General features: G+C 68.2%; 8 protein-coding genes. 3 read left to right on the top strand and 5 right to left on the bottom strand.

Annotated elements, in window-relative coordinates:
- From QZZ29_RS06695 to QZZ29_RS06685, 3 genes are all read left to right on the top strand, one after another.
- Nucleotides 1-539, top strand: a 539-nt coding sequence (locus QZZ29_RS06695; protein ID WP_291382216.1) for a response regulator transcription factor, incomplete at its 5' end; no start/stop codon positions are given.
- A gap of 114 nt (nucleotides 540-653) precedes the next feature.
- Nucleotides 654-1,241: a SigE family RNA polymerase sigma factor gene (locus QZZ29_RS06690; RefSeq protein ID WP_291382215.1), complete on the top strand. Its 588-nt coding sequence runs from the start codon at nucleotides 654-656 to the stop codon at nucleotides 1,239-1,241.
- Nucleotides 1,238-2,239, top strand: coding sequence for a hypothetical protein (locus QZZ29_RS06685; protein ID WP_291382214.1), 1,002 nt, complete (start codon nucleotides 1,238-1,240; stop codon nucleotides 2,237-2,239). Before QZZ29_RS06690 ends, QZZ29_RS06685 begins: the two co-directional genes overlap by 4 nt.
- A gap of 51 nt (nucleotides 2,240-2,290) precedes the next feature.
- Here QZZ29_RS06685 and QZZ29_RS06680 read toward each other — a convergent pair whose 3' ends face one another.
- Genes QZZ29_RS06680 through QZZ29_RS06660 form a run of 5 tightly spaced genes read right to left on the bottom strand, consistent with a single transcriptional unit; the run spans nucleotide 2,291 to nucleotide 9,726 of the window.
- Nucleotides 2,291-3,886, bottom strand: coding sequence for a GAF domain-containing protein (locus tag QZZ29_RS06680; RefSeq protein ID WP_291382213.1), 1,596 nt, complete (start codon nucleotides 3,884-3,886; stop codon nucleotides 2,291-2,293).
- A 25-nt stretch (nucleotides 3,887-3,911) separates the two neighbouring features.
- Nucleotides 3,912-5,627 carry a thiol reductant ABC exporter subunit CydC gene (cydC, locus tag QZZ29_RS06675; RefSeq protein ID WP_291382212.1) on the bottom strand — a complete coding sequence of 572 codons (1,716 nt, stop codon included), beginning with the start codon at nucleotides 5,625-5,627 and terminating at the stop codon, nucleotides 3,912-3,914.
- Nucleotides 5,624-7,213 carry an ABC transporter transmembrane domain-containing protein gene (locus QZZ29_RS06670; protein ID WP_291382211.1) on the bottom strand — a complete coding sequence of 530 codons (1,590 nt, stop codon included), beginning with the start codon at nucleotides 7,211-7,213 and terminating at the stop codon, nucleotides 5,624-5,626. Before QZZ29_RS06670 ends, cydC begins: the two co-directional genes overlap by 4 nt.
- A 7-nt stretch (nucleotides 7,214-7,220) precedes the next feature.
- Entirely contained in the window at nucleotides 7,221-8,246 is a 1,026-nt protein-coding gene (gene cydB / locus QZZ29_RS06665; RefSeq protein WP_291382210.1) for a cytochrome d ubiquinol oxidase subunit II, read from the bottom strand.
- Between the two features lie 19 nt (nucleotides 8,247-8,265).
- Complete coding sequence (locus QZZ29_RS06660; RefSeq protein ID WP_291382209.1) at nucleotides 8,266-9,726, bottom strand: cytochrome ubiquinol oxidase subunit I; 1,461 nt, start codon at nucleotides 9,724-9,726, stop codon at nucleotides 8,266-8,268.
- Nucleotides 9,727-9,967: the final 241 nt, after the last annotated feature.

The following is a 9,967-nucleotide window of genomic DNA, read 5'->3' as shown; positions in this document are numbered from 1 at the left end:
AAGGCATCGAGGTGGTCGCAGAGGCCGGAACGGTCGCGCAAGCGGTCCGTCGCGCAGATGCGGTGCGTCCCGACGTGGTCCTCTCGGATCTGCGTCTTCCCGACGGCACGGGCCTGGAGCTGATCGCCCACGTGCGCCGCACCCTTCCCGACTGCCACATCATCGTCCTCACGTCCTACGACGATGACGAGGCTCGCAGTGCCGCCCGCACCGCTGGGGCCGACATGTTCCTTCCCAAGACTGCGGGCTCTCAGCAAGTGGTCGAGGCGGTGCGCCTGGCGGCTACCGGCAAGGAGCACGGCCAGCACATCCGGGTACGCGACGACGAGGTGCTGGGGCGTCTGACGCCCATGGAGCGCCGCGTGGTCGAGCTCGTGGGGCAGGGCCTGGCGAATCGTGAGATTGGCGATGAGCTTGGGATTGCCGAGAAGACCGTCAAGAATCACGTGACGTCCGTGTTGTCGAAGATGGGTCTTCAGCGCCGCACCCAGGTGGTTGCCTGGGCGACGCGTCGCCACGCCGCTTCCTTCCGCGGCTAGGAGCGGGGTGCGCGGCAGTGGGGTCGCGTGTGGACGGTTTCGCTCCAGGCCGCGCGTCGTGAGTTGACTCAACCTTTCACACCTCTGATCCGTTGAAGGGGTGTGAGAGGAATCGTGAGAGTCGATTTGCCGGAACAGTTGCCCCCGCGCCCGCCTGAGGAGTCCGTCGTCATGACGGCCGGACGGGTTGACGCCGATGCCGAGTTCAGCGCATTCGTGCGTGCCGCGTCGCCCGAGTTGGGGCGCGTGGCCTGGTACCTGTGCGGCGATCCGGTGCGCGCCGAGGATCTCCTTCAACACGCGCTACTGCGCACCTACTTGGCGTGGGCGCGGGTGAGAAACGACGACCCGGTGGCCTACACGCGGCGCATCCTCAGCAACGCGCGAATCGACGGGTGGCGCAAGGGTCGCCGAGAGGCACTGACCGCGCCTCTCGCCATGCCTGAGCCATCAGCCGATGACGGCGCGGCTGCACGCGCTGAGAGGGATCTGCTTGGCCGGGCGCTGCGCGCGCTGCCTCCGCAGCAACGTCGCGTCGTGGTGTTGCGTCACGTGCTGGACCTCAGCGAGGCGGACACTGCGGCGGAACTAGGCGTGTCAGTCGGCACCGTCAAGTCGACCGCCTCCCGCGGGCTCGCCCGACTGCGCGAGTTGCTCGCCGAGCCCTCGGGGCCCACCCCACCAGGAAGGAGCACACGATGATCGCCCGCCACAGCACGCCCGTTGGCGATGCGGACGCCCTGCGTGACCGGCTTGCTCATGCCGCACCCACGATCGTCGTTGACCCTGACGCGGTGATACGGAAGGCAAAGCGACGGCGAGCACTGGTACGCGTGGGCACGACGGCGGGCGTGTTCGTTGCAATCCTGGCCGCCGCGCTTGTGATGCGGCCCTGGGGTGGATCGTCGGACCCGGCAACGATGGTTTCTCCGCCGCCGGAACCAAGCCGACCTGTCGAGATTCAGGTGGTCCCGGACAGGGTCACGCCCGGCGACGTGGTGACCGTCGTGCTCCACGCGAACGCTGACAATGGCCTGACGTTCGGGGTCGCGGCGGAGCTCGAACGGTGGGACGGCGCGGAATGGCGCCCGGCCGGCGAGGTGGGGTTGTGTCTTGTCGAGTGGGGATGTGTCGGGACGGTGACATCCCGGCTTGAGGCCGTCGCCGCCATCGGACTGGGCGCGGTTCCCGGTCGGCCGGGTCCGTCGACGCTCATGAGCACCGATGGCTTGTCCGATGGGTGGTACCGGGTCACGCAGCTTGCGGCGCTCGGTGAAGGCGTTGCCACCGGGGTCTTCGAGGTCCGCACGGGCTCGAACGCCGCGCCGCCAGCACCGCCCGGCGACGAGGTCCGGTTGAGCGTTGAGCCAGCACTGGTCTCGCCAGACGGCGGACTCGTTCGCGTGGCCACGCTCGTACCCTCCGGGCCCGACGGCAACCTCACCGCTGAGGACATCGAGCAGGCCGACGCGAGCCTCGCATCGTCAGCGCTGGTGCAGCGCTGGGACGGTCGGACCTGGCTCGACGTGGTCGACGTGTCCGTCGAACCTCGTGAGCCCTCTCTTGGGCCCGAATGGGGTTCTCGCGTGACGCTACCCCCGCTGGAGGAGGGCTCCTACCGGCTGGTCCGCGAGCGGGCCGGTGAGCCTTCGGCATGGGGCCTGTTCGCCGTGATCTCAGGGGTGTCGGCGCCCGAGTAGGCGCGGCCAGGCCGGATCGTTCCGCGGCGAGAAGCGGGGTTCGCGGCACTCTTAGGCGGCGGCGACGTTCCACACTGCGCGCGTTCCCGGCCGTTCGTCGTCGTCCTCGCGCACTGGGTCCAGCGAGAAGGTTCCGCGCCGCCGCAGCGCCCGGTTTGCCAGGTTCGACGTGCCCGAGTGGCGCGAGAACGCTCCGGAGGGTCCCACGCCGTCGTCTTCGATAATGACGCTCAGGCGTCCCTCCTTGGCGGAGATCGTCACGGAACATGATGTGGCGTGTGCGTGCCGTGCCGTGTTCGAGAGCAGTTCGCGAATCACCGCGATGATGTCGTCCGAGAGCGTGGGGTCACTATCCACGGCGCGGGATGCCGCGCCCCAGTCGTCCACCGACAGGAACGGGACGAAGCCCAGCGAGTCGTGGGCCAGGATGAGTTCGCGCCGCACCCGTTCCGCGAGCGGTTCCGAGGTGCGGTCGCCCTGGAGCTGACTCATCACGCCGCGCACCTCGCGCTGGGCCCGCTTGACGTGGTCGAGCGTCGAGGCGAGACGGTCGCGCGCGCTGGGGGCCACGTCGTCGGTCAGCGACTCCAACTGCATGGCCGTCGCAAAGAGCTCTTGTGACACAAAGTCGTGAAGATCGTCGGCGATTCGCTCGCGTTCCTCGAGCAGGTTGGACACGTTGCGCACGTGAGCCAGTTCGGCGAACTGGAGGGCGAGCGCCGCCTGGTTGGAGAAGCGCTGGGCCGTCGCCAGGTCGTGGTCGTCAAAGGTGTCGTAGTCGTCCTGCCGCCACAACATGAGCAGGCCCAACGTTCGGGCGCCCGCCAACAAGGGGGCGTACAGGGTGGGGCCAAACTCTCGCACGGGGTCCAGGATGGTCGGCCCGGGCGGTTCTTGGGCGATGGTCCCTTGGCCGGAGCGGATCACCGACATGGCAAATCCGTCGGACGGCAGCACCAGGCCCAGGAGTTCGTCGGCCTTCTCGCCGTGTGTGAATTCCATGACCCACTCGTCGTCGATACCCGGCAGCACCAGCGCGGCCGCCGCGGCGCCCGAGAGGTCCCGCGCTGACGCGACGATGCGCGCGATCGCGGTCTCGTCGCCCGGATTGGCCAGCAGCGCGGTGGTGATGGCCTGCGAGGCCGCCAACCAGTTCTCACGCTCAAGAGACTCTTCAAACAGCTGGGCGTTGTCGATCGCGACGGAGGCGGCCGAGGCGAGAGCCGCGATGGTGGCCTCGTCGATCGGCGTGAAGCCGCCCTTCTTCGAAGCGAGATACAGGTAGCCGAACACGGATCCACGGGCGCGCAACGCGCAGCCCAGGAAGGACCCGAGCGGCGGGTGCCCCTTGGGGAGACCTAGAAACGCTGGGTGTTTCGTGATCTCATCGATGACGAGCGTGCCCTCGGCGGGAATCTGGGCGAGCGTGCCCACGCTGTTGGGTGCCCTCTTGATCATCTGCCAAATGGAGGCGTCGATGCCCTGGTAGTGGAAGTCGATCGACACGCCCTGGTCGTCCACCACGTTGATGGCGGCGAGAGGGGCTCCGGTGGTCTGCATCGCAGCCTCAAGCATCTTGTTGAGGACGGATGGCAAGTCCAGTTGCCGGTTGAGGGACAGAATCGCGTCGGTGACGGCGTCGGACATGGGGCGATCCTCTCCACCGAGTGGACTAGTGCTCATCGAGGGTCACCACCCTATCGACCACGTCGAGGATTCCCAGATCATGCGTCACGATCACGACCGACCTTCCTTGTGCCCTCATGGCGGCAACGAGTGAACGAAGGGCGTCAACACCATCGGCGTCCAGGTGTTCCGCGGGCTCGTCAATGAGGTGGATGGGGGCGGGGGACAGCAATGCGCGCGCCAGCAGCAGCCGACGGCGCTCGCCTCCGGAGACCGTGTTGCCTCCCGACCCGAGCGGCGTGTCGAGGCCGTCGGGCAACGAGTCAAGCCAGGCCCCGAGTTGCACCGCCTCGAGCGCATCGCGGGCCTGGTCGCGGGTGACCGTGCCGTCGGCCACGCGAAGATTCTCCAGCACCGTGGTGCCGAAGAGGTGGGCATCCTCCGGGGTCATCGCGATCGCGCGGCCGATGGTGTGGGCGCCGACGGGAGTGTCGCCGAGCAGCGCTTGCCCTCGAGACGGCGGGAGGGCTCCGGCAATCGTGAGCAGCAGGGTTGTCTTGCCAATTCCCGAGCGGCCGACGATGCCGAGGGCGCCTCCGGGTGCGATCGTGGCCGTCACGGGGAGGGTGGGGAGCATCCCGGGCCAGGCAGCGCTGAGCCCCTCAAGTCGCAGCGATGCGGAGGCTGGCGCGGGTGTTGTGGAAGCGGCGGCCCGCGCGCCGTCGTTGGACGCATCTCCCGAGAGATGTGGGGTTGACTCGCCGTCGCCCACCATCGTCTGGACCCGCCGCGCCGCCGCGGCCGACCGGAACGCCTGCTGTATCGCCGCCGGGACGGCGTTGACCGCCTCGAAGGCGGCCAGTGGCAGCAGGGCCACGACCGCCGTGTCGGTGGGCGGCAGCCCCGCGTGACGGGCGGCGGAGACGGCGAGCCACAGGGCGAGCACCAGGGCCGCACCCTGAGCCGCCTGGAGCGCCGCGGCGGCCCACGCTGCCGGCCGGGCCGCGAGCTCGGCGGCGTCCTGCGCATCGCGATCCGCGGCGCGAAGTTCTTCGGCGGCGTCCTGCGTGGTCCCCCACACCCGGTGCTCGGCGGCGCCGTCGATTGCCTCGAGAGTGGCCGTGGACACGCGCGCGGCGGCTGCCGTGCCCGCCTGGGCCGCCGTGCGTGCGGAACGCCAGGTCATCGCGCCGGACAGTGTGGCGGCGGCCACGAGGCACGCTGCGAGCGCCGCGCCAGCGACGGGCAGGTACGCGGCGGTGATCGCGATCGAGATGACGCTGACGGTGCCCGCCACGCCCAACGGGATCAGCGAGCGCACCACGGCGTCTCCCATGGCGTCAATGTCTCCGCCCATGCGAGCCACGATGTCCCCGCGTCGCAGGCCGAGCACGCGGGAGGCCCCGGAACTCGCGACCCCCTCGTAGGTGCGGGTGCGCAGTGCCACGACTCCGCTCAACGCGGTCTCGTGGCTGACGAGCCGCTCGAGGTAGCGGAACAGCCCCCGGGCGATGCCGAAGAATCGGACCGTCACCGCAGCGAGGGCGAGGTCCGCGGGGGAGGGCATGCCGGCGGCCCTGGCGATCAACCACGCGGCAACCGCGGCGAGCCCCACGGCCGAGCCGAGCGCCATGGTTCCCGCGGCAATCGAGAGCACCACGCGGCCCGGCCGCACCTCGGCGTCCCGTAGCAGGCCGCGCACGTCCAGTCGACGCAGGGACGCGTCGGCTGGCACGGGCGCCAGGCGCACGTGAGCGGTCATGGTGCGCTCCTCACGGCCATCGCCCGCACGTCCACGACGGCATCGGCCGCGTCGATGAGCAGGGGGTCGTGCGTCGCGGCCACGACGGTAGCTCCGGCGCGGGCAAGCGACACCATCCGACCCACCAGGCGGGATCTCGCCTGTCCGTCGAGGTGCGCCGTGGGTTCATCGAACAGCAGCACGGGGCGCCCGGAATTCAACGCGCGTTCGTAGGCCTTGAGCTGCCGCTGGCCGAGGCTCAGTTCGCGGCCCTCGGGACCAAGCTCCGGTCGTTGCGGAACCCATGCGCATTGACGGGTCCAGGCATCGGCGTCGGCGACGCTCAGCGCGATCTCGACCCCGCCCGCGCTGGCGGTGACGGCGCCCTCATCCGGCCCGAGGAGCCCGGCAAGCGCCAGCAGCGCGGTTGACTTGCCCTCGCCGTTGGGGCCGCGCAGCACCGTGAGCCGTCCCGGTGCGGCGGTGAGGCTGAGGGCGGCCGGAGCGTTGCGGGCGCCGTCGGGAGTGGAGACGGACACGTTGGTGAGGCGCAGCGTGACTCCGGCGAAGTCCGTGACAAGACCCCCCGGCGTGCCCACCACCGGTAACGGCTGCTCCAGGATGGCGAACGCGGCGTCGGCCGCGGCCATCCCGTCGGCGGACGCGTGGAAGTGCGTCCCGACGTTGCGCAGCGGGAGGTACACCTCCGGGGCAAGGATGAGGACCGCCAGGGCCGTTTCGATCGACACATCGCCATCTACCAGGCGGAATCCGAGGGTGACCGCCACGATCGCCACGGACAGGGTCGTCAATAACTCCAACACGAACCCGGACAGAAAGGCGACACGCAGCGAGGCCATCGTCGCCTTCTTGGAGGCGGTGCCGAGCTCGCGCACCCGCGCCGATGGCCCGCGTTCGCGGCCAAGCGCACGCAGCGTCGGCACGCCAGCGATGAGGTCGAGCGTGCGCGCCCCCAGTTGTTCCATGGCGTCGAGGTGGCGACGAGACCGGTCGCGCGACACCAGTCCGACAAGAATCATGAAGATGGGCACGAGCGGAAGCGTCAGCATGACAATGACCGCCGACGGCCAGTCCAGTCCGAGCACCACCACGAGCATGAGAGGCGTGACGGTGGACGCGAGCATCAGCTGCGGCAGGTAGCGCACAAAGTAGGGCAGCAGGCCGTCGAGCCCGCGCGTCACGGTGGTGACCACCTCGGTGCCCTTCCCCGACGCGATCCATCGGGGCCCCATGCCGGTCGCGTGCTGCACGACGGCTTCGCGCAGTTCCGAGACCACCTGCGTGCCGGCGCGGTGAGCCAAGCGCTCCTGAACCCAGACCGCGAAGACGCGCGTCAGCACGACCAGCGCAAGCAACGGCAGGCCTTGGGCGAGCTCGCGCGCTCCCAGCGGGACGAGTCGGCCCAGGGGGCCGAGGCCGTCCTCCGTCAGAGCCGTGGGGGCCAGCACGGGGGCCAGCATTCGAGACACCAACAGGGCCTGAAAGAGGATGGTGGACGCGGTCAGAAAACCAAGCACCGCCGTCACGATCACGTAACGGCGGGCTGGCCCGATCCGCGCAATGAGGCGCGGGTCGATTGGCTTCATGGAGTCCTTAGTTCTTGTGGAACGTCAACTCATTGTGCTCGGGCATGTGTTCTTCGGACAGTCGACGCTTGAACACCCAGTATGACCATGCCTGGTAGGCGAGCACGATGGGCGTCATGATGGCGGCCACCCACGTCAGCACCACCAGCGTGGTGTGTGAGGATCTGGCGTTATCGACGGTGAGGCTGAACGCCGCGTCGGTGGTGGAGGGCATCACGTCGGGGTACAGCGATCCGAAGATGAGCATCACGGCGCCGACGATGGCCACCGCGTTGAACGTGAACGCCAGCCCAAACGTGTCGGCACGGCTGAACCACGCTGCGCCGATCAGGCCGACGGCGGCGAGCAGCAGTGCGCCCCACGTCCACGCGTTCTCTGAGTAGGCGAGCTGCAGCCACAGCGCCCAGACGGCTCCGGCGACCACCGCGGCCATCGAGGCGGGCTTGGCGAAGGCCTTGGCGCGCTCGAACACGGCGCCCGAGGTCTTGAGGGACAGGAAGATCGCCCCGTGGCTGAGGAAGATCGCCAGCGTCACCACGCCACCCAGCAGGGCGAACGGGCTGAGCAGGTTGAAGAAGCCACCGGTGTAGGTGCCCTCCGCATCGATCGGCACGCCGCGCACGATGTTGGCGAAGGCGACGCCCCACAGGATCGACGGAATCCACGAGGAGACGACGATCGCGAGGTTCCAGCGGTTGCGCCAGTTCTCGTCGTTGATCTTCGAGCGGTACTCGATCGCGACCGCGCGGACGATGAGCGCCAACAGGATGAGCAGCAGGGGGAGATAGAAGCCGGAGAACAGCGTGGCGTACCACTCGGGGAAGGCGGCGAAGGTGGCTCCACCCGCGGTGAGCAGCCACACCTCGTTGCCGTCCCACACGGGTCCGATGGTATTGATGAGGACGCGCTTGCCCTTGGACGTCTTACCGACGATCGGCATGAGCATGCCGACGCCGAAGTCGAAGCCCTCGAGCACGAGGTAGCCGGTCCACAGGACCGCGATCAGGATGAACCAGAAATCTGCGAGATTCATGAGTTAAGTTCCTTCCGGCCTAGTACGCGAACGACAGCGGTCGGTCGGCATCGTCGCTGGGGTCCGGCTCTTCAACCACCGGCGCGCCCTCCTGGGCGTAGCGGACGATGAGGCGGTACCAGAAGACGCCGAGGATGGCGTAGACGACGGTGAAGACCACCATCGAGATGCCGACTTCCCAGGCGTCGACCGCCTTGGAGACGCCGTGCTGGGTGAGCTGGTAGACCATGTCGGAGCCGGTGGGATTGGGCGCGACGACGAAGGGTTGGCGGCCCATCTCCGTGAAGATCCAGCCGAGTGACGCCGCAACGTACGGAGCGGCGATCGACCCCACGGCCAGCTTGGAGAACCACGTCTTGTCTGTCACGGCGCCCCTGCGAGTCAGCCACAAGGCCGCGAGTGCCGCGGCCGCGGAGAACGCACCGAGTCCGATCATGAGGCGGAACGACCAGTAGGTGACGGCCAGGTTCGGCAGGTAGTCCGGCGTCGCCTCGTAGCCCGGGTACTTGGCCGCATATTCGTCCTGCAGCTGCGTGAGGCCCTTGACCTCGGCGTTGAAGTCGCCCGTGGCGAGGTAGGACGTGAGGCCGGGGACCTCGATGATGTGCTTCACCGAGGAGGGGTCGTCGCCCGCGAGGTTTCCGATCGTGAGGAACGAGAAGGGCGCGCTGGTTGTGGTTTCGACAAGGCCTTCGGCGGCGGCCATCTTGATGGGCTGCTGCTTGAACATCAGCTTCGCCTGAAGGTCGCCCGTGATGATGACGCCGATGCCGGCAACCAGCATCACGACGGCGCCGAAGCGCAGCGCCGTGCGGTACATGGGCAGTTCCGGGTCGGTCTTGTCCTGCTTGGCCTTCTTGACCATCCAGAACGCCGCGATGCCGGCAATGAAGCCGCCAGCGATCAGGAACGCGCTCGTGATGACGTGCGGGAACGCGAGCAGCGTGGTGTTGTTGGTCAACACCTCGCCGATGTTGTTCATCTCAGCCCGACCCGTCTCCGGGTTGAACTCGGTTCCCACCGGGTGCTGCATCCAGGAGTTGGCCGCAAGGATGAAGTAGGCGGACAGGTTGGAGCCGATCGCGAAGAGCCACACGACCGCGAGGTGAACCTTCTTTGACAGTCGGTCCCAACCGAAGATCCAGACGCCCAGGAAGGTCGACTCGAGGAAGAACGCGACCAGCGCCTCCATGGCGAGCGGCGCTCCGAAGATGTCGCCGACGTAGCGGGAGTACTCCGCCCAGTTCATGCCGAACTGGAACTCCTGCACGATTCCGGTCGCGACACCGAGCGCGAAGTTGATGAGCAGCAGCTTCCCGTAGAACTTAGTGAGGCGTAACCACTTCTCCTTGCCCGTACGTACCCAGGCGGTCTGCATGATCGCCACCAGGACGGAGAGTCCGAGGGTGAGTGGGACGAGGATGAAGTGGTAGACGGTAGTGATGCCGAATTGCCAGCGCGCAAGGTCAAGAGCTTCCATGGCATGCCCTCCTTTGACGTGTAGCCACAACCTACTCGGGGGGGTACGCGCTAGGACCGGGACTCTGGTCCCGGATTGGCGCCTGGCAGGACGTAGGGTCCCACGCAGAGGTCCCGGCTTTGTCCCGGTTCAAGGCCGATGCGAGAGCCCCCAAAGAGTACGGCCGTAGACGGGAGATCCGGCACTCGGTGTGACGATGACGACGAAATCCGGTCCGGGGTCCCATCTCGGAGCAGGGACC

Source organism: Demequina sp., from assembly GCF_016278765.1.
In the GTDB taxonomy this organism is placed as follows: Bacteria; Actinomycetota; Actinomycetes; order Actinomycetales; family Demequinaceae; genus Demequina.
Note: the sequence above shows the minus strand (reverse complement) of the source record. Positions and strands in the feature narration are given on the sequence as shown.

What these genes read in the sequence shown, in the direction of transcription:
- QZZ29_RS06660 (WP_291382209.1), bottom strand. Translation starts at nt 9,726, where the DNA reads ATGGAAGCTCTTGACCTTGCGCGCTGGCAATTCGGCATCACTACCGTC.
- QZZ29_RS06670 (WP_291382211.1), bottom strand. Translation starts at nt 7,213, where the DNA reads ATGAAGCCAATCGACCCGCGCCTCATTGCGCGGATCGGGCCAGCCCGC.
- QZZ29_RS06680 (WP_291382213.1), bottom strand. Translation starts at nt 3,886, where the DNA reads ATGTCCGACGCCGTCACCGACGCGATTCTGTCCCTCAACCGGCAACTG.
- cydC (WP_291382212.1), bottom strand. Translation starts at nt 5,627, where the DNA reads ATGACCGCTCACGTGCGCCTGGCGCCCGTGCCAGCCGACGCGTCCCTG.
- cydB (WP_291382210.1), bottom strand. Translation starts at nt 8,246, where the DNA reads ATGAATCTCGCAGATTTCTGGTTCATCCTGATCGCGGTCCTGTGGACC.
- QZZ29_RS06685 (WP_291382214.1), top strand. Translation starts at nt 1,238, where the DNA reads ATGATCGCCCGCCACAGCACGCCCGTTGGCGATGCGGACGCCCTGCGT.